This window comes from Paracoccus contaminans, assembly GCF_002105555.1.
Classification (GTDB): Bacteria; Pseudomonadota; Alphaproteobacteria; order Rhodobacterales; family Rhodobacteraceae; genus Paracoccus; species Paracoccus contaminans.
On record NZ_CP020612.1, the window covers coordinates 2211463 to 2234162 of the forward strand.

Here is a 22700-nt window from a genome sequence, read left to right on the forward strand (position 1 = left end):
GCGGGGCGGCTGCGCCCTGCCGCAATCGACGGCGGTGCGATCTAGAACGGCACATCCCCCGGTGTGATGTCGCGCGCCGCATCCGCGGCCGGCTGCACATAGGCCGCCTTGACCGTCTTGAAGCCGGCAGGGAACTGGACGGTCAGCGTATCCTCGGCCACGCCCATGATGGTGCCGGTGCCGAATTTCTGATGAAACACCCGCTCGCCCACGGCAAAGGCTGCACCGCCGCCCGCGTCGATCACGATCGGCGCGCGGTGGACGGGGGCAGGGCGCTGGCCTGCCCGTTCCTGCATCCGCTTCCAGCCCGGCGAGTTGTAGACATCGGCATGGGCCGCGCGGTCATGCATCTGCGATGTCGCAAAGGGCTGGGCCGCTGCCCCGAAGCCGCCGCCGTAAAGACCGGGCGGGGTCAGCACCTCGACATGATCCTCGGGCAGCTCGTCGATGAAGCGTGAGGGCAGCGAGGACTGCCATTGCCCATACATGCGGCGGTTGCCGGCAAAGGTGATCGTCGCCAGTTGCTCGGCGCGGGTGATGCCGACATAGGCAAGGCGGCGCTCCTCCTCGAGCCCTTTGAGGCCCGATTCGTCCATGCTGCGCTGCGAGGGGAACAGCCCGTCTTCCCACCCCGGCAGGAACACGATGGGATATTCAAGGCCCTTGGCGGCATGCAGGGTCATGATGCTGACCTCCTCGGCCTGCTCGCCTTCGGATGCGTCCATCACAAGGGCCACATGTTCAAGGAAACCCTGCAGGTTCTCGAATTCCTCCAGGGCCTTGACCAGTTCCTTGAGGTTTTCCAGCCGGCCCGGCGCGTCGGGCGACTTGTCGGCCTGCCACATGGCGGTATAGCCCGATTCGTCCAGCATGCGTTCGGCTAGCTCGACATGGTTCACGCGGCTGTCCAGCGCATCGGCGTGCCAGCGGCCCATGGCCTGCGTGAACTGCCGCATCGCCGTCGCGGCCTTGCCGGACAAGGCCCCGTTCGCCGCCGCAGCGGCCGCGCCCTCCAGCAAGGACAGGCCCGCGCCCCGCGCCTCGCGCTGGATCACCTGCATCCCCTTGTCGCCCAAGCCCCGCTTGGGCGTGTTGGCGATGCGTTCAAAGGCCAGATCGTCCGTCGGGCTGACCGCGAGGCGGAAATAGGCCATCGCGTCACGGATTTCCTGCCGTTCATAGAAGCGCGGCCCGCCGATCACCCGGTAGGGCAGGCCGATGGTCATGAAGCGGTCCTCGAAGGCGCGCATCTGGTGGGCGGCCCGCACGAGGATGGCGATGTCGTTCAGGCTGCGCCGGCCGACGCTGTGGCGGTGGCCGCCGTGGAACGCCTCGATTTCCTCGCCGATCCAGCGGGCCTCGGCCTCGCTGTCCCAATGGCCGATCAGGCGCAGCTTCTCGCCCCCCTCGGCCTCGGTCCACAGGGTTTTGCCAAGGCGGCCCTTGTTGGCGGCGATCAGCCCGGATGCCGCGGCCAGGATATGGGGGGTGGAGCGGTAGTTCTGTTCCAGCCGGATCACCTGAGCGCCGGGGAAATCCGTCTCGAACCGCAGGATGTTGCCGACCTCGGCCCCGCGCCAGCCATAGATCGACTGGTCGTCATCGCCCACGCAGCAGATGTTGCGGTGCTTCTGTGCCAGCAGGCGCAGCCACAGATACTGCGCCACGTTCGTATCCTGGTATTCGTCCACGAGGATATAGGCGAAACGGTCCTGCCACTGCGCCAGCACGTCCGGATGCGCCTGAAAGATGGTCACGCAATGCAGCAGCAGATCGCCGAAATCGGTGGCGTTCAGTTCCAGAAGCCGCCGCTGATACTGGGCATACAGCGCGACGCCCTTTCCGTCATAGGCCGCGCCTTCGGATGCCGGCACGCGGCCGGGCGTCAGCGCGCGGTTCTTCCAGTCGTCGATCAGCCCGGCCAGCATCCGCGCCGGCCAGCGCTTTTCGTCGATGTTCGCGGCCACGATCAGCTGCTTGAGCAGCCGGATCTGATCGTCCGTATCCAGGATGGTGAAGCTTGATTTCAGGTGCAGCTCTGCATCGCCCACCAGCTCGGCATGGCGGCGCAGGATCTTGACGCTGATCGAATGGAACGTGCCCAGCCAGGGCATGCCCTCGACCGTCTCGCCAAGCAGGCGGGCGACGCGGTCCTTCATCTCGCGCGCGGCCTTGTTGGTGAAGGTCACGGCCAGGATGCGGCCCGGTGTTGCGCGCCCCTGCATCAGCAGATGCGCGATGCGCGTGGTCAGGGCACGCGTCTTGCCGGTGCCGGCCCCCGCCAGCAGCAGGACGGGGCCGTCCAGCGCCTCGACCGCCTGGCGCTGGGCCGGGTTCAGCCCGTCCAGGTAGGGCGCGGGGCGCCCGGCAATCGCCCGCTGCGACAGCGGCAGGCGGGATGTGGCAGCGGCCGCAAAGGCATCATGATCGTCGAACTGGCTCATGGGACCAACATAAAGGACGCGGCCCTTGGTGCAAAGGCCGCGTTCCGGTTTCGTTCCAGATTTCCGCAGATCGTCAGAGCGGCGGCACCGCCCGGCGCGTCTTGACCAGCGAAACCGCGATGCCGCCGGCAAGGATCGCGAAGGTCACGCCCAGCGAGATCATCGGCGGAACCTTCTCGATCCCCAGCATCTCAGCCACGATCACCTTGCCGCCGATGAAGACCAGCAGCACGGCCAGCGCCGGCTTGAGATAGGCGAAGCGGTGCAGCACCGCCGCCAGCGCGAAATAAAGCGCCCGCAGCCCCAGGATGGCAAAAATGTTCGAGGTGTAGACGAGATAGGGGTCGGTCGTGATGGCAAAGATCGCCGGCACCGAATCGACGGCAAAGATCAGGTCGGCCGCCTCGATCACCAGCAGGGCAAGGAACAGCGGGGTGACGAAAAGGCGCATCTTGCCCGAAGGGCCGGGTTGGCGCACGAAGAAGCGCTCGCCCACGAAGCCGTCGGTGACGCGCAGGTTGCGCTGCAGCCAGCGCAGCGGGCGGTTGCGGGACAGATCGCCCTCATCCTCATGGCCCGACATCATCATCTTGATGCCGGTGAAGATCAGGAAGGCGGCAAAGACAAGCAGCACCCATTCGTGACGCTGCACCAGCGCGGCGCCAAATCCGATCATGATCGCCCGCAGGACGATCACGCCCAGAATGCCCCAGAACAGCACCCGATGCTGCAGATGCCGGGGCACCGCGAAAAAGCCGAAGATGGTGGCGATGACGAACACGTTGTCCATCGCCAGCGATTTCTCGACGACGAAGCCGGTCCAGTATTCGATCGCCGCCTGCCGGCCCAGCCCGGCCCAGACGAAGCCGCCGAAGGCAAGCCCGACACTGATGTAGAAGGCCGACAGGCCCAGCGAACGGCGCACGCCGATTTCGCGCCCCTTGCGGTTGAGGATGCCGAGATCGAGCGCCAGCAGCACGGCGACAAGGCCGAGAAAGGCAGCCCACATCCAGACGGGCTGGCCGAGAAAAGACGCGCTGTGTTCCATTTGGTCCCCTGAGCGGATGGCGTGATGCGACCGACATCACGATCTGCACAGATCGCCAGAGGGGCCCGGTCGCGCAAGACCTAGGCGGGCCTGTGCGCGCGTCAAGGGGCGATTGCGCTTTTTCCGGGCTGGGCGTAATCGCGGGGCATGGCAGACAAGACGCTTCATCCCCGCACCCGCGCCGTCCATGACGGCATCCGCCGCAGCCAGTATGGCGAGATGGCCGAGGCGCTGTTCCTGACCCAGGGCTTTGCCTATGACACTGCCCGGCAGGCCGAAGGACGGTTCCAGAAGGTCGGCCCGGACGAGTTCATCTATGCCCGCTATGGCAACCCGACCAGCCGCATGTTCGAGGACCGCATGGCCTCGCTGGAGGGAACCGAGGATGCCTTTGCCACCGCATCGGGCATGGCGGCCGTCAATGGCGCGCTTATGAGCGTGGCCGCCCCAGGCCAGCGGATTGTCGCCGCGCGCCAGCTGTTCGGCTCGTGCCTTTACGTGCTGGACATCCTGCGCAGGTTCGGCGTCGAGGTGGTGCTGGTGGACGGCACCGATCTGGACGCCTGGGAACGGGCGGTGACGCCCGGAACCAGGGCCTGCTTCTTTGAAACGGTGTCGAACCCGACGCTCGAGGTGATGGATATCGCCGGTATCGCCCGCATCGCCCATGCCGCGGGCGCGCTGGTTGTCGCCGACAACGTGTTCGCGACCCCTGTCTTCAGCCGCGCGGCCGAGCAGGGGGCCGATGTCATCGTCTATTCCACGACCAAGCATGTCGATGGCGGCGGGCGGGCGCTGGGCGGGATCATCTGCGGCACCCGCCAGTTCGTGCGCGAGGTGGCCGAGCCTTACCTCAAGCATACGGGGGGCGCGATCTCGCCCTTCAATGCCTGGATCATGCTGAACGGGCTGACCACGATGGACCTGAGGGTGCGGGCGATGGCCGATACCGCCGCGCAATTGGCCGGCGCGTTGCAGAGGGCGGGGGTCAGGACGATCTATCCCGGCCTGCCCGGCCATCCCCAGCATGACCTGGCCATGCGGCAGATGGGTTCGGGCGGAACCATGATCGCCTTTGATCTTGGCACCAAGGAGGCGGCTTTCGCCATGCTCGACCGGCTGTCGCTGGTGTCGATCTCGAACAATCTGGGGGATGCCAAGTCGATCGCCACCCATCCCGCCACGACGACGCATCAGCGCCTGACCGAGGCAGAGCGCGCCACGCTGGGGATCGGGCCGGGCCTTGTGCGGCTGTCGGTGGGGCTGGAACACGGGGATGATCTGGCCGCCGATATCCTCGGCGCGATCGGCTGAGGCTCTGGCATCATGCGGGCGGATGCCCATATTGCGGCCGATGACGATCCGAAAGGCACCGCCGCCATGCCCCCATTCCGCCAGCCGAGCGCGGCCGCCCCGGCGCTGAGCCGCACCTATCCGGCGGATTTCCTCGCCGATGAGGCCTATCGCGCGACCCTGCCGGACCTGCAGAACGGCCCGGCCAGCCTGATCGTCGGCGCGCGCAAGGCCATTCAGCATGTCGGCATATCCAACTTTCGCCTGCCGATCCGCTATCGCCGCCAGGACGGGGGCGAGGTCACGCTGGAAACCAGCGTCACCGGGACGGTCAGCCTGGATGCCGACCGCAAGGGCATCAACATGAGCCGCATCATGCGCTCGTTCTACGCCCATGCCGAAAAGCAGTTCTCGCTTGGGGTGCTGGCCGCGGCGGTCAGCGACTACAAGGACCATCTGGACGCTTTCGACGCCCGGCTGCAGATGCGGCTGAGCTATCCGCTGCGCGCCCCCTCGCTGCGCTCGGGGCTGGAGGGGTGGCAGTATTACGACATCGCGATGGAGCTGATCGACCAGGGCGGGCGGCGGCTGCGGGTCATGCATTTCGATTACGTCTATTCATCGACCTGCCCCTGTTCGCTGGAGCTGTCCGAACATGCCCGCCAGGCCCGCGGCCAGCTGGCGACCCCTCATTCGCAGCGGTCCATCGCCCGCATCTCGGCGGTGATGGAGGGCGATGACCGGCTGTGGTTCGAGGACATGGTGGCGCTGTGCCGCCGGGCCGTGCCGACCGAAACACAAGTGATGGTCAAGCGCGAGGACGAGCAGGCCTTTGCCGAGCTGAACGCCGCCAACCCCATCTTTGTCGAGGACGCGGTGCGCGCCTTTGCCCGCGAGCTTGAGGCAGAGCCGCGGATCGGCGATTTCCGCGTGATCGCCAGCCACCGGGAATCGCTGCATTCCCACGACGCGGTCAGCCTGCTGACCGAAGGGCCGACCTTTGCCCAGACCTCGCTTGACCCGATGACCTTCGCCGGTCTGCGCGCCTAGGGGCGGCGCAGCCTGATCGGGCCGCGGGCCGTCCGCGGATCGACGATGGCGCCGCGCTGGGTCGCGACCAGTTGCCCCGCATCGGCCAGATCGCCTGCCGCAGCGCGGATCGCGGGCATCAGGATGCGCCATTCGGCGGCCATGGCGCGCGCCACCTCGGATGGGCAGAAGCTTGCCCCCTCGCGCGCGGATGCGGCGCGGGCGGCAAGGGCGGCGTGCAGGGGGCGGCGGTCGGGCAGGTCGGTCATCGGTGCGGGCCATCGGATCGGGCAGCGCCTTGCGGCGGGGCGGGCGGCTTTCTATAACGCCGCGCATGTCTTTTGCGGTCCGCCCTCGGCGAATTAGCGGCCCGGCGGCGTAGTCTCTGCGCTGCCGGGATCACCGCCGCATGATCGCCCTTGTTCCAGGAAATGCCGCCCATGACCGAACCGACCGCCGCCCAGCCGACCGCCGCCGCCCAGCAGCCTGCCGCCCCCGATTACCGCGACACCGTCTTTCTGCCCGAAACCGGCTTTCCCATGCGCGCCGGCCTGCCGCAGCGCGAACCCGAATGGCTGGCCCGCTGGGAACGGCTGGGCATCTATGACCGCCTGCGCGCCGATGCCGCGGGGCGCGCGCCCTTCATCCTGCATGACGGCCCGCCCTATGCGAACGGGCATCTGCATATCGGCCATGCGCTGAACAAGGTGCTCAAGGATTTCATCGTCCGCAGCCGGCAGATGATGGGCTTTGACGCGCGCTATGTTCCCGGATGGGACTGCCACGGCCTGCCGATCGAATGGAAGATCGAGGAACAGTACCGCGCCGCCGGCCGCGACAAGGACGCGGTCGACGTGGTCGAGTTCCGTCAGGAATGCCGCCGCTTTGCCCAGGGCTGGGTCGATGTCCAGCGCGAGGAGTTCAAGCGCCTGGGCATCACCGGCAAGTGGGACGATCCCTATCTGACCATGGACCATCACGCCGAGGCGGTGATCGCCGGCGAGTTCATGAAGCTGCTGATGAACGGCAGCCTCTATCAGGGGTCAAAGCCGGTGATGTGGTCGCCTGTGGAACAGACCGCGCTGGCCGAGGCCGAGGTCGAATACCACGATCACACCAGTCACATGATCTGGGTGGCTTTCCCGGTGGCGGATGTCAGCGACGGCCCGTTTCTGCGGCAGGTTCCGGCGCAAGACCCCGGAAATATGGGGCATGACCAAGCCGTCTCTTCGCGGCCAGGTGCCCGCGAGGCACTTCGGTCGGCTCGGGTCGTCATCTGGACCACCACCCCGTGGACCATCCCGCAGAACCGTGCCGTCGCGTTCGGGCCCGACATCGCCTACGGACTCTACGAGGTCACCGGGCGGCCCGAGCAGTCGATGGCGACGATCGGCGCGACCTATCTGCTGGCCGACAAGCTGGCCGCCGAGGTCTTCGGCGCCGCCAGGCTTGAACCCGGTATGTACCGGCGGCTGCGTGATGTGTCGGCGGACGAGCTTGGCTCGCTGACCCTCGCGCACCCCTACCGGGGCATCGAGGGCGGGAGCGGGGAATGGGATTTCGACGTGCCCTTGCTGCCGGGCGATCACGTCACCGACGATGCCGGAACCGGGTTTGTTCACACGGCCCCCAGCCATGGCGAGGATGATTACCAGCTGGGCCTCAAATACGGCCTGAAGATGACGCACAACGTCATGCCGGACGGCAGCTATCGCGCCGATCTGCCGGTCTTTGGCGGGCAGGCGATCCTGACGCCGGACGGCAAGGAAGGCCCCGCCAATGTCAGCAACATCAAGGCGCTGGCCGGGCAGGGGGCGCTGCTGGCCAAGGGCAAGCTCAAGCACAGCTATCCGCATAGCTGGCGCTCCAAGGCGCCGCTGATCTATCGCAACACGCCCCAATGGTTCGCCGCCATCGACAGGCCGCTCGCCGATGGCATGGGCGAGATGGGCGACACGATCCGGGCACGGGCGCTGGCATCCATCGACCGGCTGGTGACCTGGACCCCGCAGACAGGGCGCAACCGCATTCACTCGATGGTCGAGAACAGGCCCGATTGGGTGCTGTCGCGCCAGCGCGCCTGGGGGGTGCCGCTGACCTGCTTCACCCGCAAGGGCGCCCGGCCGGATGACGCGGATTTCCTTCTTCGGAACGAAACGGTCAACGCCCGCATCCTCGATGCGTTCGAGCAAGAGGGTGCAGACGCTTGGTATCGTGCGGATTTCAAGGCGCGGATGCTGGACGGAATCGCCGAGCCTGATGATTACGAACAGGTCATGGACGTGCTGGACGTGTGGTTCGACAGCGGCTCGACCCATGCCTTCGTGCTGCGCGACCGGGCGGACGGGGCGCCGGACGGGATCGCCGATCTTTATCTGGAAGGCACCGACCAGCATCGCGGCTGGTTTCAGTCCTCGCTGCTGCAGGCCTGCGCGACGCGCGGGCGCGCGCCCTATCGCGGCGTGCTGACGCATGGCTTCACGCTGGACGAAAAGGGCATGAAGATGTCCAAATCGCTCGGCAACACCGTCGCGCCGCAGGAGGTGATCGACCAGTATGGCGCCGACATCCTGCGGCTGTGGGTGGCGCAATCGGACTATACGGTCGACCTGCGCATCGGGAAGGAAATCCTGAAAGGCACCGCCGACGCCTATCGCCGGCTGCGCAACACCATGCGCTTCATGCTGGGGGCGCTGGACGGCTTTGCCGAGGCCGAGCGGCTGGACAGCGCCGCCATGCCCGAGCTGGAACGCTGGGTGCTGCACCGCCTGGCGGAGCTGGACGCCCGCGTGCGCGAGGGCTATGCGGCCTATGATTTCCAGGGCGTGTTCCGGGCCGTGTTCGACTTTGCGACCACCGACCTGTCGGCCTTCTGGTTCGACATCCGCAAGGATGCGCTTTACTGCGACGCGCCGGGCAGCCTGCGCCGGCGGGCGGTGCGCACGGTCATGGATGCGCTGTTCCATCGCCTGACGCTGTGGCTGGCCCCGATGCTGCCGTTCACGGCCGAGGATGTCTGGCTGTCGCGTTTCCCCTCGGATGACGACAGCGTCCACCTGCATGATTTCCCCGCCACCCCCGCCGAATGGCGCAACGAGGCGCTGGCGGCGAAATGGGACGGGGTGCGCCGCGCCCGCCGCGTGGTGACGGCCGCGCTGGAGCTGAAGCGGGCGGACAAGACCATCGGCGCCAGCCTTGAGGCCGCGCCCGTGGTTCATGTCGAGGATGCCGCCTTGCTGGCGGCGCTGCGCACGGTCGATTTTGCCGATGTCTGCATCACCTCGGGCATCGGCCTGACGGCCGACCCCGCCCCGGCCGAGGCGTTCCGCCTGCCCGACCTGCCCGGAATCGGCGTCGTGTTCGAGCAGGCCGAGGGCGGGAAATGCCAGCGTTGCTGGAAGATCCTGCCGGATGTGGGCACCCATGATCACCCCGCCACCTGCGGGCGCTGCGACGGGGTTCTGGACGGGGCTGAGCGCGCCGTCGCGGGCGCCGAGGGCTGATGGGCGGGGCGGGCAGGCCGCTTTGCCTGCCCGCCCAACCCCGCCTTGCCACGATCGCGCCGCTTTGTCACAACAGGCAGGCCGACCGAAGGAGCCGATGCCCCATGATCGACTTTTCCGCAGCCGAACGGCGGTTGATCGCCGCGCTCGAGCGGCTGGATCACTGCGTCGCGCTTGCCGCGCAGCGTCCGGCGGCGCAGGGGCCGCAGGCCGACGCGGGCCAGCCTGCCGCGTCTTTGCCCCCAGCGCCGCCATCGGCCGAGATCGCCGCCCTGCATGACCGGCAGGCCGCCACGCTCGAAGCCATGGCGATGCGGCTGGCCGAGGCGAATGAACGCCTGGCCGCCGCGGGCGAGGCGGGGGCACGCCTTGCCGCCGCAAATGACGATCTGGCCCGCGCAAATCGTGACCTGATCGCGCAGTTGCGCGGCGACGGCGCGGATGCGCAAACCGCTGTCCGTGCGGCGCTGGATGCGGAAATCGAGGCGCTGCGCGCAGCCCGCGCGGCCGAGCTGGCGCAGATGGGCGAAATCCTTGATGCGCTGGACCGTATGCTGGGGGTCACCACCACGCCGCGCAGCCATTCGACGGCAGGGCGGGCCGCGACCCGTCGCCCCCTGCCCGCAACCGCCCCCGCCGACACCGCCCCGGCCCCGCAGCGCCCCTCGGCTTTGCCGCCCCGCGAGCGGACCGTGATCCGGAACGAGGATGTTCCGGGGGACGAGCACGGCTCGCTTGCGTCTGCGCCGATGCCCCCAGAGGATGAAGGCGCTGTCCCGCCTGCGGGGCGCGAGGGTGATGGCGGCGATGATCGCCCGGTCCACGCGGCCGCACCCGGCCCCGAACCCCGCGACGAGGAGCGCCGCTGATGCCGACCGTCGATTTCACCATCGGTCACAAGGGCTATACCCTGGCCTGCCAGGAAGGCGAGGAAAGGCTGCTCAGGCGTGCCGCCGCCATGCTGGATGCCGAGGCGCAGTCCATCCTCGAACGCGCCGGCCGCATGCCCGAACAGCGGCTGTTGCTGCTGGCGGGGCTGATGCTGGCGGACAGGGCGCAGGCGCTTGAGGATCGCGCCGCCTCGACCGAACGCGAACTTGCCCGCCTGCGCGCCAATCCACCCCGCGCCGAGGCCCCAGCGATCGCCCAGGGTGCCGCCCGCGCGCTGGCCGATCTGGCCGACCGTGCGGAGGCGCTGGCCGACAGGGCCGAACGGGCGCTGGACGCCCCGTCCGGGGGGACCGGGCAGGGGGGATGAAACCCGCTCCGCCCGCCGGGCGTTTCCCGCGGCCACGTCGGGACGCTGGCCGAGGGATCAAGGGGGTGGGCATCATGGCATCGCGCGCGATCTGGAAAGGGCAGCTCAGGCTGTCGCTGGTCGCCATTCCCATCGAGATCCATGCCGCAACCAAATCCGGGCGGCGGGTCAGCTTTCGCCAGATCCACGGCCCGAGCGGCAAGCCGGTGTCGTATGAAAAGACCGTGCCCGGCATCGGCAAGGTGTCGCAGGACGATATCCTCAAGGGCTATGCGCTTGGCGACAACGAATATCTGCTGATCGAGCCGGACGAGATCGACGCCATCAAGCTGGAGACGAAAAAGACCTTCGAGCTGGTGCAGTTCGTCGGCACCAACGAGATCTCGCCCCTGTATTACGACCAGCCTTATTACATCGTCCCCTCGGACGAGCTGGCCGAGGATGCCTATCGCGTGGTGCGCGATGCGCTGCGCAAGGCCAACCGGACCGGGCTGGGGCAGCTGACGCTGCATGGGCGTGAACATCTGTGCGCGGTGCGCCCCTGCGGCGACGGGCTGCTGATGGAAACGCTGTTCTATGCCGACGAGATCAGGGACGCCGAGCCGCTGTTCAACACGATCGAGGATGAGGAGGCCGACCCGGATCTCTTGTCGGTCGCCACCGCGCTGATCGAAAAGAAGACCGCGCCCTTCGACGCCTCGATCTATGTGGATCATTACGATCAGTCCTTGCGCCAGCTGATCGAGGACAAGCGCAAGGGCCGCGCGCCGCGGGTGACAGCTTCGGGCGAACGGCCGGCGGCCGACAATGTGGTTGACCTGATGCAGGCGCTCAAGGACAGCCTCAAGGCATCAGGTGGGGCATCAGGTGGGGCATCGGGGGGCAAGGCCCCGCCTGCGCCGCGCGGGCGCGCCAAGGGCGGCACCGCTGCCAAGGGCGAAAAGGCCGCGAAAGCCGAAAAGGGCGCCAAAGCCGATGAGCCCGCTGAAAAGCCGCGCACCAGGCGGGCCACCCGCAAGGCGGGCTGACTTGTCGCGCCTTGCCGCCTATCGCGCCCGCCGCGATCCGGGGGCGACACCCGAGCCGTTCGATGCGGGCGCGCCTTCGGCGGGGGCGCTGCGCTATTCGATGCAGAACCATGACGCGACGCGGCTGCACTGGGATCTGCGCCTTGAACGGGATGGCGTGCTGCTGAGCTGGGCGGTCACGCGCGGCCCCTCGCTCGACCCGGCAGAAAAGCGGCTGGCGGTGCGCACCGAGGACCATCCGATCCCCTACCTGACCTTCGAGGGCGTGATCCCCCGGGGCCAATACGGCGCGGGCACCGTGATGCTGTGGGATCTGGGCCATTGGCGGCCGCTTGATGATGCGGGCCGGGGCCTTGCCAAGGGGCATCTGCGCTTTCAGCTTTACGGCCGGCGGCTGACCGGCCTGTGGGATCTGGTGCGGATCAGGGGCAGGCCGTCCGAAAAGCGCGAGAACTGGCTGCTGGTCAAGGCCGAGGATGACGCCGCCCGCCGCCCCGATCCGGTGGCCCGTCATCGCGTCAGCGTTTCGACCGGCCGCAGCCTTGACCAGATCGCGGCGGGCGATGGGCCGGTGCCGTCCGGCCCCGCCAGCCCGCTGAAGCTGCCAGATCCGGTCGAGCCGATGCTGGCCAGTCTGGTCGACAGCCCGCCCGAGGGCGAGGGCTGGCTGCACGAAGTCAAGATCGACGGCTATCGCGGCATGGTCCATCTGGGCAAGGGCGGGCCGGTGATCCGCACCCGCAACGGGCTGGACTGGACGGCCCGCTTCGCGGCGCTGGTGCCGGCGCTGGCCGAACTGCCCGCGCGCTCGGCCCTGATCGACGGGGAAATCGTCGCGGGCGCGGGCGCGCAGGGATTTTCCGCATTGCAGCAGGCGATCACCGATGGCGGCCCCTTCGGCTATATCGCGTTCGACCTGCTGGATCTGGATGGGCGCAGCCTGCGCAATCGCCCGCTGACAGAACGGCGCGCCGCGCTGGAACGGCTTCTGGCCGATGCCCCGCCGCTGGGGCTGGTGCAGCTTTCCGTGGCGCTGCCCGGCAAGGGCGCGGATGCGATGGCGGCGGTCTGCGCCGCAGGGGGCGAGGGGATTGTGTCCAAACGTGCCGATGCGGTCTATCGCAGCGGCAGGGCCGACAGTTGGCGCAAGGCCAAATGCGAGCGTCGGACCGCCTTTGCCGTGATCGGATGGACGAGGTCGGACAGCCCCGGCCGGCCCTTCGGTGCGCTGCTGCTGGCCAGCGCCGAGGGGCAGGGCTGGCGCTATCGCGGCCGGGTGGGCACCGGCTTTTCGGCGCAAGCGCAGGCAGAGCTGGCCGCCCGCATGGCGCCGCTGACGCGCGGGACGGCGCCCGCGCAGGTGCCGCGCGCGCAGTCGCGGGGCGTGACATGGATCGAGCCGGCGCTGATGGCCGAGATCCGCTATGCCGAGCCAACCGCCGATGGCATCCTGCGCCATGCCAGCTTTCAGGGCCTGCGCGAGGACAAGATGCCCCCCCTGCCGCCGTCCTCTCCAGCCCCCGTCATCCGCATTGCGCCCGGCGGCCAGGGCGGGCGGGTGATCGAAGGGATCGCCGTCACCAGCCCCGACCGGGTGATCTTTCCCGGCTGCGGCGTGACCAAGGGCGATCTGGCCGCCTATTACGCCGCTGCGGCGCCCCTGATGCTGGCCCATTGCGCCGATCGCCCGCTGGCGCTGCTGCGCCTGCCCGAGGGGCTGGCGGGCGAGCGGTTCTTTCAGAAACATGCCGGACGCGGCTTTCCCGCGCAGATGAGGACCACCCCCATTCCGGGCGAGGATGAACCTGCCATCTATGTCAACACCGCTGCCGGGCTGGTTGCGGGGGCGCAGATGGGCGTCGTGGAATATCATATCCGCGGCATCCGGCGTGACCGGGCGGACCGCCCCGACCGGCTGGTGTTCGACCTGGACCCTGACGAGGGGCTGGATTTTTCCCAAGTTCGCGCCGCGGCGATCGACCTGCGCGACCGGCTTGCCGATCTGGGCCTGCCGACCTGGCCGATGCTGACCGGCGGCAAGGGCATCCATGTCGTCGCCGATCTGCGGCGCACCGTTGGCTGGGACACGGTCAAGCTGTTCGCCCGCGCCTTTGCCCATCTGCTGGCGGCCGAGCAGCCGGGCCGCTATGTCGCGGTCATGTCCAAGGCCCGGCGCGAAGGCAGGATCTTCATCGACTGGCTGAGGAATGATGCGCAGGCCACTGCAGTTTCGGCCTTTTCCTGCCGGGCGCGCGAAGGGGCGACGGTGGCGATGCCGCTGTCCTGGGATGCGCTGGATCGCACCGATGGGGCGAATGCCTATGATATCCGAACCGCCCTGCAGGCTGCGCCAGGGATCGCGCCTGATCGCAGGCGGCCCGTATCGCTCGAGCCTGCGGCCCGCGCCCTTGCGGGGGGCTGAGCCCCTATCCCCTGTCGGCGGTGTCCATCCAGATCGTCACCGGCCCGTCATTGACCAGCGCCACGCGCATGTCGGCACCGAACACCCCCGTCTCGACCGGCAGGCCGAGATCGCGCAGCGCCTGCACGAAATGCAGATACAGCCGTTCGCCCTCGGCCGGGGCGGCGGCGCTGGAAAAGCCCGGCCGGTTGCCCGAGCGGTTGTCTGCTGCCAGAGTGAACTGGCTGACCACCAGAACCGCGCCGCCGATGTCCTGAACCGAGCGGTTCATCCGGCCCGCGTCGTCGCGAAAGATGCGCAGCCGCGCGACGCGCCCCGCCAGCCGTTCGGCCGCGGCCGCGTCATCGCCCTGCATCGCGCAGACCAGCACCAGCAGCCCATGGCCGATGGTGCCGGCAGGGCTGCCCCCCACCGTGACCTCGGCCTCGGCCGCGCGCTGGATCAGCGCCCTCATCGGCCCAGCATGATGGATATCGCCACGGCCATCAGGCCCAGCATGGATGCGGCCAGCGCGCCCATGTTGACGGCGACAACCCGCTGCATCCGCAGGCGCATCGCCGCGTCGGGCAGGCCGGCGCGGCGCGCCCGGATGACGGCAAGGATGCACCAGGCGATCCCGGCCAGCCCGGCCGCTGTCAGGGCCAGGCCGCACCACAACAGGATGTTCCAGATCGTCATCGCCGCTTTCTCCGCCGCAGGCCGGGGTTGTGCCTAGCGGCGATTGCGCGGCCCGGCAAGACGGCCTATGGACGGCGGCTCAAACGGACCAGACCGAGGGGCAGGGATGAGCGACGATCAGGCCTATGGCATCGCGGCGGGCGAGCTGCGGCAGTTCATCGAACAGTTCGAACAGCTCGACGCCGAAAAGAAGGATCTGGCCGAACGCCAGAAAGAGCTGATGGCCGAAGCCAAGGCCCGCGGCTATGACACCAAGGTGATGCGCAAGATCATCGCCCTGCGCAAGCGCGACAAGGACGACGTGGCCGAGGAGGAAGCGATCCTCGAAATGTACAAGGCTGCCCTGGGCATGTAGGAGGCCTGGGGCCGACGGTGCAAAGGCACGCCCGGCCCCAGCGGGGGACGCGCCGCCCGCTGCGCCCGGCCCCCCCCCGCGCGGCCCTCAGGGGCCGAGAAACTCGACACCCGGCAGGGCGGCGATCATGGCCACGTCCTGCGCATAGGCCTCGGTCATCCTGTCCACCAGATCCTGCGTCCAGCCGGGCAGGTCGACCGTTTCGCTGATCGCTTCCTCGACCGCGTGCCGGGCAAGGACATGCTCGAACAGGGCGCGGCGCGCTTGGGTCGTCTTGCCGGCCGGCGTGCCCAGCGCCGTGCGCAGCTCGGCCATCCCGTCGGGGGTCAGCAGATCGCCGATCACGGCCAGTCCCGATTTCAGCGGCACATCGGCAGGGATATGGGCGATGCGGCGCACTGCCTCGGGCCAGATGAGGGGCGTGTCCTCATAACACCAGACGATCACGCGGCGGCCCTGCATCGCCTCGACGATGGACAGCATTGCCGGCCCCCAGCGCAGGGCGGCGGGGTCAATGCCCGCCATCACCTTGTCATAGGGCAGATCGCTGCGGGCGATCAGATGGGGCACCTGCAGGGCAGGGTTGCGGATCGCCAGCGACACCTCGACCTCGGCCGAGGGGAACAGCGCGGCCACCGCCCGCATCCGCGCGCCCGCCTGCGGGAACAGCCCGCGCGGGCCGATGCAGCGGGGGATCGCGCCGATCAGCGAGGCCTGGCTGAGCACCATGCGCCGGACATTCTCGCTTTCCAGCAGGGCGTCGTAGATGACCTCCTCCATCGCCGCCGGCGCCTCGCCGCCCTTGAGCGCGATCAGCGATTCGTCCAGCACGCCCTTGTATCGGCCTGGGGGCACGACCTCGACGCCATTGGCCAGCATCCAGTCGCGGTTTTCCATCAGCGTGCGGATCATCCGTTCCGGCTCGGTGCCGTGGGTGCCGAAATGGATGGCGACCTGCATGAAACCTCCGGCCGGCAGATGCCCGGCAAAGGGCATCCGGTTGAATGAAAACGGGACCATTTGCCCTGACACGGCAACTTAGCCGCCCCGAGCGGACAGTCAAACGGCTTTGCACAAGGCAGCGGCCCGCTTGCACCGGGCGGGGCAGGCGCGTATCTGGTCGGCGCGCGCGCGCCGGCTTAGCTCAGTGGTAGAGCGTCTGATTTGTAATCAGGGGGTCGGGGGTTCAAATCCCTCAGCCGGCACCATGCGCAGGCAGGCTATTGCCCCCAGGTCCGGTCCAGCACGTCAACCCAGTTGCGCCAGGCGATCCGTTCGGCCAGCTCGCGGCCATAGCCGTGGTCCAGCATCGCCTGGACAAGCCCCGGCAATGCGGCGGCGTCGGAAAGATCGGCCGGCATCACCGCGCCGTCGAAATCCGAACCCAGCGCCACCCCCCCTTCGCCCAGCAGCGCCAGCAGGTGATCGAGATGGCGCATCATGATGTCGAACCCGGCAAAGCGGTCGCGCCGGCCGGCGGGGTCGAGGAAGCCGGTATTGTAGTTCAACCCGACCACGCCCCGCGTCTCGGCGATCCGGCGCAGCTGCCGGTCGGTCAGGTTGCGCGAGCTGGGGCAGATCGCGTGAACGCCCGAATGCGTCGCCACCAGCGGCGCATCCGACAGCGCGGCGACATCGTCGAACCCCTTTTCGTTCAGATGCGACAGGTCGATGAGGATCTTGAGCGCATTGCATTCGCGCACCAGCGCCCGGCCCGCATCCGTCAGCCCCTCGCCCCGGTCGGGGCTTGAGGGAAAGGCAAAGGGCACGCCATGGCCATAGCGGGTGGGGCGCGACCAGACAAAGCCCAGCGAGCGCATCCCGATCGCGTGCCACAGATGCAGCGCATCGGGGTTGGCGATCGCCTCGGCCCCTTCCATGTGCAGGATGGCGGCGATGCGCCCGTCCGCCATCGCGGCGCGGATATCGGCGGCGCTGCGGCAGACGGCCAGGGTGCCGGTCCGCTCCATCGCAAACAGTGCGGCGGCCTGGGCGAATGCCTGGGGCAGGGCGGTGGCGGCGGGAACCTCGGACGGCAGCGGCAGGTCGAAGGGCGGGTTTTCCTTGGCATGCAGCAGCGCGTCGATGTCGCCCGTCTGCGGGTCGGGTATCCACATGGCGAAAAAGCCGCCCGCCATGCCCCCCGCCTTCAGGCGCGGCAGGTCCATGTGGCCGGTCCCGTCCCCCTGCAACCACAGGCGCGCCGCGGCCGCGCCCGCCTCGACCGCGCGTTGCAGGTAATCATTGTGTCCGTCGAAGACCGGGATCATCGCCTTGCCTTTCCATTCCGTCAGCGCGCGTGACCATGATCCGCCAGCAGGCAGGCTGCAAGCACCCTTGCGCCTGCGCCCCGTCATGGCACAGTCGTCCCATCACAGGAGGGCGCGCCATGGATATCCGACCCCATCAAGCCGGCCAGACCGTCATCTGCACCTTCGACGTGACGCCGGGCACCGCCCATGACGTGCTCGAGGCGCTGACCGACGCCTATGCGCAGGTCATTTCCAAGGCGCCGGGCTTTGTCGCGGCGGCGGTGCATCTGAACGACGCGCAGACGCGCATCGCCACCTATTCCCAGTGGCGGGGCCGCGAGGATTATCAGGCCATGCTGCGATCGCCCGAGATGCGCCAGCGCAACCGCGTCATCCATGCGATGTGCCGCAGCTTCGAGCCGGTCATGTATGAGGTGGCGGCGGTCTATTGATCCGCAGCCTTGCCCTCGGGCACGGGGCTGTGGCACCTCACACCGACCCCGACAGGAGAGAGAAGCCCGCATGGCCGGACGCATCATCACCGTTGCCCAGCAGAAGGGCGGCTCGGGCAAGACGACGCTGACGGTGAACCTTGCCGTGGCGCTGCGCCGGCAGGGGCTGACCATCGGCGTGCTGGACACCGACCCCCAGGGCAGCCTGGGGCGCTGGTTCATGGAACGTCTCGACCGCATCGGCGAGGATCCGGGGCTGGAGTTCAGCACCTCATCGGCCTGGGGCGCCAGCTATGAGGCGGAAAAGCTGAAAAAGCGGTTCGACGTGGTGCTGATCGACACCCCGCCCAAGATCGAGAGCGACCTGCGCCCCGCCCTGCGGGTGGCCGATCTGGTGGTGGTGCCGGTCGCGTCGAGCCAGGTCGACCTGTGGGCGACCGAGGGAGTCCTCGATCTGGCCCACCGGGAACGCCGGCCGGTGCTGGTCGTGTTGAACCGCGTGCGTCCCAATACCCGGCTGGGCGCTGAGGTGGCGGCGGGTGCTGCGGCGCTGGGCGTGGACGTGGCGGGGGCGCAGGTCGCCCACCGCGTGGCCTATGCGGAATCGCTGGGCCGGGGCAGCGCGGTGTCGGAACTGGGGCGCGGTCCGGCGCAGGCCGAGATGGCGGCGCTGGCCGACGAGGTGATGATGCGCGCCGGCGGTGCGGGCGCGGCAACGATCAGCAACGGCAGCGCAGGCTAGGCGGCGGCATCCCCGCCCGCCCCCCGGCCGCCCCGCCGCAGCAAGGAACAGATGCACAGATGACCAGCACAGGCCCCACCGCGCCCGACGCCGCGGCGCGCTCCCTTTCCCCCTTTGCCGCCGTCCACGGGGCCGAGCCGGTCCCCCCGCTCGAAAGCGGGCTTGATGACGAAGGGATGCGCGCGCAGGTCGCCGCGCTTGGCCCCTGGTTCCACAATATCCGCCTGTCGCCCGCCATCGCCACGCGCGCGATCGCGCCCAGCCCCGGCCCCCAGCCCGCGGATCATCCGCTGCGGCGCTGGCGCGTCTATGAAAGCGTGCTGCCCGCCGACATGAGCGGGATGCGGGTGCTCGATCTGGGGTCTGCCGACGGATTTTTCGCCATCGAGATGGCGCGGCGGGGCGCCCATGTCCTGGCGCAGGATGTCTGGGGCGCGATGATCGCCCGCCTGCGCTTTGCCGCGCAGGCCGCGGGCCTTGCGGGCCGCATCTGGACGCGGGTCGGCGACGTGACGGCGATCCGGCCCGACGAACGCTATGACGCGATCCTGTGCCTGGGGCTGCTCTATCACCTGCGCCACCCGTTCCACGATCTTGAAATCATCGCCCGCGCGTCGGACCTTTTGTGGCTGGAAACGACGCTGCATCCGGGCGAGGAGAGCTTCATCCATTTCAAGCCGCCTGCGGCGGGCGTCCATCATATCCGCAAATGGTTCCCCACCCGCGCCTGCGTGCGCGACATGCTGGAGGAATGCGGCTTTGCGGTCATCGAGGACATCCCCGACCCGACGCCCAACCGCGGCTCGTTCCTCGCGCGCCGCTAGGCGCCGGGGCCGGCCCCAGGGCGGCCTTGGCCCGCGCGGCGCCGCTGCCGCGCGGCGGGTGCGCAGGGCGCCTCGGCCACCATCGCCGCCACCGACATATATGGCCTGCCGGTGTCCACGACGCATGTGCCGTTCTCGGGCGTTGCCGGGACGATGGCCGCGAACGGGCCGGGGTTGCAGATGTCCGCGATGCGCAACCTGCTGATGGCCCGGATGCTGACGCTGCCCTGCCCGATCATGCTGGGAGGCGGGCTTTGCGCGCCGTTCCACGCGATCTTCTGACCGCCGGTCAGCGGGCAGACGAAAGGGCCGGCGCGTTCCCGCGCCGGCCCTTTCGCCAGGTGCCGGGGTTCAGCCGCGCCAGCTGGCGGCAAATACCGGGGCATAGACCTCGGCCACGCGGGCGACGGCATCGGCCGGGGCCAGTTCCACCGACTCGCCCGTGCGGCGGCTCGTCAGCTCGACGACATTGCTGGCCAGCCCGCGCGGGCCGACGGTGATGCGCCAGGGCAGGCCGATCAGGTCCATGGTGGCGAACTTGGCGCCCGCCCGTTCGTCGCGGTCGTCGTAAAGCACCTCGAGCCCGCGGGCGGTCAGCTCGCGCTCCAGCGCCTCGCAGGCGCTGTCGGTCGAGGCATCGCCCTGCTTGAGGTTCACCAGCCCGACATGGAAGGGGGTGACGCCCTCGGGCCAGATGATGCCCCGCTCGTCATGGCTGGCCTCGATGATCGCGCCCAGCAGGCGCGAGACGCCGATCCCGTGGCTGCCCATGTGGACGGGGACGCGCTGGCCGTCGGGGCCGACGACATTGGCGCCCATCGGTTCGGAATACTTGGTCCCGAAATAGAAGATCTGGCCAACCTCGATCCCGCGGGCGGTGCGGCGGCGTTCCTCGGGGATCTGGGCGAACAGCGCCTCGTCATGGGTCTCGTCCGTGCGGGCATAGCGGCTGGTGAATTCCTCCAGCACCGCGCGGCAGGCATCCGCGTCGTCATAGTCGATCTGCCGGCCGCCGAAGGTCAGGTCGGTGATGGCGCTGTCATAGAACACCTCGGATTCGCCGGTTTCGGCCAGCACCAGGAATTCATGCGTGTCCTCGCCGCCGATGGGGCCGCTGTCGGCGCGCATCGGGATCGCCTGCAGGCCCATGCGTTCATAGGTGCGCAGATAGCTGACCAGGTGCCGGTTATAGGCATGCAGCGCGCCTTCGCGCGTCAGGTCGAAATTATAGCCGTCCTTCATCAGGAATTCGCGCCCGCGCATCACGCCGAAGCGGGGGCGCACCTCGTCGCGGAACTTCCACTGGATCTGATACAGCGTCAGCGGCAGGTCCTTGTAGCTGTTCACGCTCGAGCGGAAGATGTCGGTGATCATTTCCTCGTTGGTGGGGCCGAACAGCATGTCGCGGTCGTGGCGATCGCGGATGCGCAGCATCTCTTGCCCGTAATCGTCATAGCGGCCGCTTTCGCGCCACAGGTCGGCGGGCTGCATGGTCGGCATCAGCACCGGGATGTGGCCGGCGCGCTGCTGTTCCTCATGCACGATCTGCTGGATGCGGTCGAGCACGCGCAGCCCCAGCGGCAGCCAGGAATAGATGCCCGCCGCCTGCTGCTTGATCATGCCCGCGCGCAGCATCAGCCGGTGGCTGACGATCTGCGCCTCGGAAGGGTTCTCTTTCAGGACGGGCAGGAAATAGCGCGACAGACGCATGGGCGGGCACCTTTGGGATTGCGCGCCCGCGATAGCCGAACGCCCGCCCCCCGGCAAGCCGCGCGGCCGTCCCGTGCTGCTTGCATCGGCGCAAGGTGCAGGGCATCAGGCGGGCAGCATTCCCATGCCGAGGCTGTCATGCGCGTTCCGGTTCACAAGCAGGTCTGGTGGTGGGGCGGCGTCGCCCTGCTGGTCGTCGCCCTTCTATGGGGACTGGGCGACGTGATGACGCCCTTCCTGATCGGGGCGGGCATCGCCTATGTGCTGGACCCGCTGGCGGACATGCTCGAACGCAGCGGCCTGTCGCGGACCAAGGCGGTGGCGCTGATCACGATCATCGCGGTGCTGGCCTTTGTCCTGGCGATGGTGCTGCTGGTGCCGATGCTGATCCATCAGGTCGCGCAGCTTGTCACTGACGCGCCGGGTTATCTCGAGGTGGCGCAAGGCTGGCTGAGCAACCGCTTTCCCGACCTGATGCCGGCGGACGGCACCGTGGAAAGCGCAATGACCGAGGCGGCGCGCCAGCTCTCCGAGCGGGGCGGGACGATCATGGTCACGCTGCTCAGCTCGCTTGGCAATATCGTCAGCGTGTTCCTGCTGCTGGTGATCGTGCCGGTGGTGGCGTTCTATCTGCTGCTGGACTGGGACCGGATGGTGGCGCGGATCGACACGCTGCTGCCGCGCGAACATGCCGGCACGATCCGCCGGATCGCGCGCGAGATCAACGAGAGCATGGCCGGGTTCCTGCGCGGGCAGGGGCTGGTGACGCTGATCCTGGCGACCTTCTATTCAACCGGGCTGCTGCTGGTCGGCTTGCCCTTTGCGCTGGTGATCGGCATTTCCGCGGCGGTGCTGTCGATCATCCCCTATGTGGGCGTGTTCACAGGCGGCGTGACCTCCGTCACGGTCGCGGCCTTCGCCTTTTGGAACGAGCCGCAGTGGATCGTGGCGGTGCTGGCCATCTTCGTGGTCGGCCAGATCATCGAGGGCAACTATCTGCAACCCAAGATCATCGGGGGCCATGTCGGGCTGCACCCGGTCTGGCTGATGATCGCGCTGGCGGTGTTCGGCAAGCTGTTCGGCTTTGTCGGGCTGATCGTGGCGGTCCCGCTGGGGGCGATCATGGGCGTGCTGACGCGCTTTGCCGTTGAACGCTACAAGGAAGGGGCGCTCTATACCGGGCGCGATGTTGTGCCCGCCCCTGTTCCGCCCGTCCTGATCGAGCTGGTCCCCCGCGGCACCACCGCCGAAACCCGCCGGCGCGCGCAGGAGGCTCATGCCGCCGCCGTCGCCGAAGTGCGCATCGAGGAGGCGCGCAGCGCCGCCCGCGAGGCCGCCGAGGAGGCCGCGCGCCGCGACGGCGCCAAGATCGCCGTGGCGCGCGTCACCGTCGCCGAACCGGGCGCCGCCGGCGCGGCGCAGGCCCCGGTCATGGAAACCGAAATCCGCACCTGGGGCGGCAAGACGCCCGACGGCACCGATCCCGATGCGCCCGATACCCCCATCCCTGACGCGCCCGTGCCGCAGGCCGGCCCTGCCGCCCCCGCGCGGGACGGGGCAGGCGGGGCCATCCTGCCTTCTGCCCCGCCCGTGCCGCCATCCGCGGCCGCCTTGCCGGGCCGGCCGGCCGCGGCTTTTCCGGGCACGGCTCCGGACGGCTGA

At 68.7% G+C, this 22700-nt stretch carries 21 protein-coding genes and 1 tRNA gene; 14 read left to right on the forward strand and 8 right to left on the reverse strand.

Annotation, left to right across the window (positions count from 1 at the left end):
• Positions 1-41: 41 nt before the first annotated feature.
• Positions 42-2444 (reverse strand): ATP-dependent helicase, encoded by a 2403-nt coding sequence (locus B0A89_RS10505; protein WP_085378114.1) that lies wholly within the window; start codon positions 2442-2444, stop codon positions 42-44.
• A 73-nt stretch (positions 2445-2517) separates the two neighbouring features.
• Positions 2518-3492, reverse strand: a complete 975-nt coding sequence (locus B0A89_RS10510; RefSeq protein ID WP_085378115.1) for a TerC family protein — start codon at positions 3490-3492, stop codon at positions 2518-2520.
• Positions 3493-3639: 147 nt separating this feature from the next.
• Between B0A89_RS10510 and B0A89_RS10515 the strand changes: the two genes are divergently transcribed.
• On the forward strand, positions 3640-4806 hold the full coding sequence (locus tag B0A89_RS10515) for an aminotransferase class I/II-fold pyridoxal phosphate-dependent enzyme (RefSeq protein ID WP_085378116.1): 1167 nt from the start codon (positions 3640-3642) through the stop codon (positions 4804-4806).
• Positions 4807-4872: 66 nt separating this feature from the next.
• Complete coding sequence (folE2, locus tag B0A89_RS10520) at positions 4873-5835, forward strand: GTP cyclohydrolase FolE2 (protein ID WP_085378889.1); 963 nt, start codon at positions 4873-4875, stop codon at positions 5833-5835.
• On the opposite strand, the gene B0A89_RS10525 is transcribed toward folE2, so the two are convergent.
• On the reverse strand, positions 5832-6083 hold the full coding sequence (locus B0A89_RS10525; RefSeq protein ID WP_085378117.1) for a DUF3253 domain-containing protein: 252 nt from the start codon (positions 6081-6083) through the stop codon (positions 5832-5834). The genes folE2 and B0A89_RS10525 overlap by 4 nt on opposite strands.
• Positions 6084-6254: 171 nt before the next feature.
• Between B0A89_RS10525 and ileS the strand changes: the two genes are divergently transcribed.
• The 5 genes from ileS (at position 6255) to ligD (ending at position 14025) form a co-directional block, all read left to right on the forward strand.
• Positions 6255-9317, forward strand: coding sequence for an isoleucine--tRNA ligase (gene ileS / locus B0A89_RS10530; RefSeq protein WP_085378890.1), 3063 nt, complete (start codon positions 6255-6257; stop codon positions 9315-9317).
• Between the two features lie 104 nt (positions 9318-9421).
• On the forward strand, positions 9422-10186 hold the full coding sequence (locus B0A89_RS14975; protein ID WP_205949743.1) for a hypothetical protein: 765 nt from the start codon (positions 9422-9424) through the stop codon (positions 10184-10186).
• On the forward strand, positions 10186-10575 hold the full coding sequence (locus tag B0A89_RS10540) for a cell division protein ZapA (RefSeq protein WP_085378118.1): 390 nt from the start codon (positions 10186-10188) through the stop codon (positions 10573-10575). Before B0A89_RS14975 ends, B0A89_RS10540 begins: the two co-directional genes overlap by 1 nt.
• Before the next feature lie 74 nt (positions 10576-10649).
• The gene (gene ku, locus B0A89_RS10545; RefSeq protein ID WP_085378891.1) at positions 10650-11603 is read left to right on the forward strand and encodes a non-homologous end joining protein Ku; all 954 of its coding nucleotides are present in this window, start codon (positions 10650-10652) and stop codon (positions 11601-11603) included.
• Position 11604: 1 nt separating this feature from the next.
• Complete coding sequence (ligD, locus tag B0A89_RS10550; protein ID WP_169712159.1) at positions 11605-14025, forward strand: DNA ligase D; 2421 nt, start codon at positions 11605-11607, stop codon at positions 14023-14025.
• Positions 14026-14029: 4 nt separating this feature from the next.
• On the opposite strand, the gene dtd is transcribed toward ligD, so the two are convergent.
• Both dtd and B0A89_RS10560 read right to left on the reverse strand, forming a co-directional pair.
• Positions 14030-14479 carry a D-aminoacyl-tRNA deacylase gene (dtd, locus tag B0A89_RS10555; RefSeq protein WP_085378120.1) on the reverse strand — a complete coding sequence of 150 codons (450 nt, stop codon included), beginning with the start codon at positions 14477-14479 and terminating at the stop codon, positions 14030-14032.
• Positions 14476-14703: a hypothetical protein gene (locus B0A89_RS10560; RefSeq protein WP_085378121.1), complete on the reverse strand. Its 228-nt coding sequence runs from the start codon at positions 14701-14703 to the stop codon at positions 14476-14478. The genes dtd and B0A89_RS10560 overlap by 4 nt, the downstream gene beginning before the upstream one ends.
• 106 nt (positions 14704-14809) lie before the next feature.
• On the opposite strand from B0A89_RS10560, the gene B0A89_RS10565 reads away from it, so the two are divergent.
• Positions 14810-15058, forward strand: coding sequence for a DUF2312 domain-containing protein (locus B0A89_RS10565; RefSeq protein WP_085378122.1), 249 nt, complete (start codon positions 14810-14812; stop codon positions 15056-15058).
• A gap of 87 nt (positions 15059-15145) precedes the next feature.
• On the opposite strand, the gene B0A89_RS10570 is transcribed toward B0A89_RS10565, so the two are convergent.
• Positions 15146-16018, reverse strand: a complete 873-nt coding sequence (locus tag B0A89_RS10570) for a hypothetical protein (RefSeq protein ID WP_085378892.1) — start codon at positions 16016-16018, stop codon at positions 15146-15148.
• A 173-nt stretch (positions 16019-16191) separates the two neighbouring features.
• On the opposite strand from B0A89_RS10570, the gene B0A89_RS10575 reads away from it, so the two are divergent.
• Positions 16192-16266, forward strand: a tRNA-Thr gene (locus tag B0A89_RS10575).
• A 12-nt stretch (positions 16267-16278) separates the two neighbouring features.
• Here B0A89_RS10575 and B0A89_RS10580 read toward each other — a convergent pair.
• On the reverse strand, positions 16279-17328 hold the full coding sequence (locus B0A89_RS10580) for a dipeptidase (RefSeq protein ID WP_085378123.1): 1050 nt from the start codon (positions 17326-17328) through the stop codon (positions 16279-16281).
• A gap of 119 nt (positions 17329-17447) precedes the next feature.
• Between B0A89_RS10580 and B0A89_RS10585 the strand changes: the two genes are divergently transcribed.
• The 4 genes from B0A89_RS10585 (at position 17448) to B0A89_RS10600 (ending at position 19610) form a co-directional block, all read left to right on the forward strand.
• Complete coding sequence (locus B0A89_RS10585) at positions 17448-17762, forward strand: antibiotic biosynthesis monooxygenase family protein (RefSeq protein WP_085378124.1); 315 nt, start codon at positions 17448-17450, stop codon at positions 17760-17762.
• 70 nt (positions 17763-17832) lie between these two features.
• A complete protein-coding gene (gene parA, locus B0A89_RS10590; RefSeq protein ID WP_085378125.1) occupies positions 17833-18504 on the forward strand; it encodes a ParA family partition ATPase in 672 nt (223 codons plus the stop codon).
• Positions 18505-18563: 59 nt separating this feature from the next.
• Complete coding sequence (locus tag B0A89_RS10595; RefSeq protein ID WP_085378126.1) at positions 18564-19328, forward strand: methyltransferase domain-containing protein; 765 nt, start codon at positions 18564-18566, stop codon at positions 19326-19328.
• A gap of 111 nt (positions 19329-19439) precedes the next feature.
• A complete protein-coding gene (locus B0A89_RS10600; RefSeq protein ID WP_240558519.1) occupies positions 19440-19610 on the forward strand; it encodes a hypothetical protein in 171 nt (56 codons plus the stop codon).
• Positions 19611-19679: 69 nt separating this feature from the next.
• Here the strand turns inward: B0A89_RS10600 and proS are convergent, their stop codons facing one another.
• The gene (gene proS, locus B0A89_RS10605) at positions 19680-21038 is read right to left on the reverse strand and encodes a proline--tRNA ligase (RefSeq protein WP_085378128.1); all 1359 of its coding nucleotides are present in this window, start codon (positions 21036-21038) and stop codon (positions 19680-19682) included.
• A 138-nt stretch (positions 21039-21176) separates the two neighbouring features.
• On the opposite strand from proS, the gene B0A89_RS10610 reads away from it, so the two are divergent.
• The gene (locus B0A89_RS10610; RefSeq protein WP_085378129.1) at positions 21177-22700 is read left to right on the forward strand and encodes an AI-2E family transporter; all 1524 of its coding nucleotides are present in this window, start codon (positions 21177-21179) and stop codon (positions 22698-22700) included.

Excerpts from the sequence above, each read along its gene's own strand:
- B0A89_RS10505 (WP_085378114.1), bottom strand. The coding sequence starts at position 2,444 with ATGAGCCAGTTCGACGATCATGATGCCTTTGCGGCCGCTGCCACATCC.
- B0A89_RS10510 (WP_085378115.1), bottom strand. The coding sequence starts at position 3,492 with ATGGAACACAGCGCGTCTTTTCTCGGCCAGCCCGTCTGGATGTGGGCT.
- B0A89_RS10515 (WP_085378116.1), top strand. The coding sequence starts at position 3,640 with ATGGCAGACAAGACGCTTCATCCCCGCACCCGCGCCGTCCATGACGGC.
- folE2 (WP_085378889.1), top strand. The coding sequence starts at position 4,873 with ATGCCCCCATTCCGCCAGCCGAGCGCGGCCGCCCCGGCGCTGAGCCGC.
- B0A89_RS10525 (WP_085378117.1), bottom strand. The coding sequence starts at position 6,083 with ATGACCGACCTGCCCGACCGCCGCCCCCTGCACGCCGCCCTTGCCGCC.
- ileS (WP_085378890.1), top strand. The coding sequence starts at position 6,255 with ATGACCGAACCGACCGCCGCCCAGCCGACCGCCGCCGCCCAGCAGCCT.
- B0A89_RS14975 (WP_205949743.1), top strand. The coding sequence starts at position 9,422 with ATGATCGACTTTTCCGCAGCCGAACGGCGGTTGATCGCCGCGCTCGAG.
- B0A89_RS10540 (WP_085378118.1), top strand. The coding sequence starts at position 10,186 with ATGCCGACCGTCGATTTCACCATCGGTCACAAGGGCTATACCCTGGCC.
- ku (WP_085378891.1), top strand. The coding sequence starts at position 10,650 with ATGGCATCGCGCGCGATCTGGAAAGGGCAGCTCAGGCTGTCGCTGGTC.
- dtd (WP_085378120.1), bottom strand. The coding sequence starts at position 14,479 with ATGAGGGCGCTGATCCAGCGCGCGGCCGAGGCCGAGGTCACGGTGGGG.
- B0A89_RS10560 (WP_085378121.1), bottom strand. The coding sequence starts at position 14,703 with ATGACGATCTGGAACATCCTGTTGTGGTGCGGCCTGGCCCTGACAGCG.
- B0A89_RS10565 (WP_085378122.1), top strand. The coding sequence starts at position 14,810 with ATGAGCGACGATCAGGCCTATGGCATCGCGGCGGGCGAGCTGCGGCAG.
- B0A89_RS10570 (WP_085378892.1), bottom strand. The coding sequence starts at position 16,018 with ATGCAGGTCGCCATCCATTTCGGCACCCACGGCACCGAGCCGGAACGG.
- B0A89_RS10580 (WP_085378123.1), bottom strand. The coding sequence starts at position 17,328 with ATGATCCCGGTCTTCGACGGACACAATGATTACCTGCAACGCGCGGTC.
- B0A89_RS10585 (WP_085378124.1), top strand. The coding sequence starts at position 17,448 with ATGGATATCCGACCCCATCAAGCCGGCCAGACCGTCATCTGCACCTTC.
- parA (WP_085378125.1), top strand. The coding sequence starts at position 17,833 with ATGGCCGGACGCATCATCACCGTTGCCCAGCAGAAGGGCGGCTCGGGC.
- B0A89_RS10595 (WP_085378126.1), top strand. The coding sequence starts at position 18,564 with ATGACCAGCACAGGCCCCACCGCGCCCGACGCCGCGGCGCGCTCCCTT.
- proS (WP_085378128.1), bottom strand. The coding sequence starts at position 21,038 with ATGCGTCTGTCGCGCTATTTCCTGCCCGTCCTGAAAGAGAACCCTTCC.
- B0A89_RS10610 (WP_085378129.1), top strand. The coding sequence starts at position 21,177 with ATGCGCGTTCCGGTTCACAAGCAGGTCTGGTGGTGGGGCGGCGTCGCC.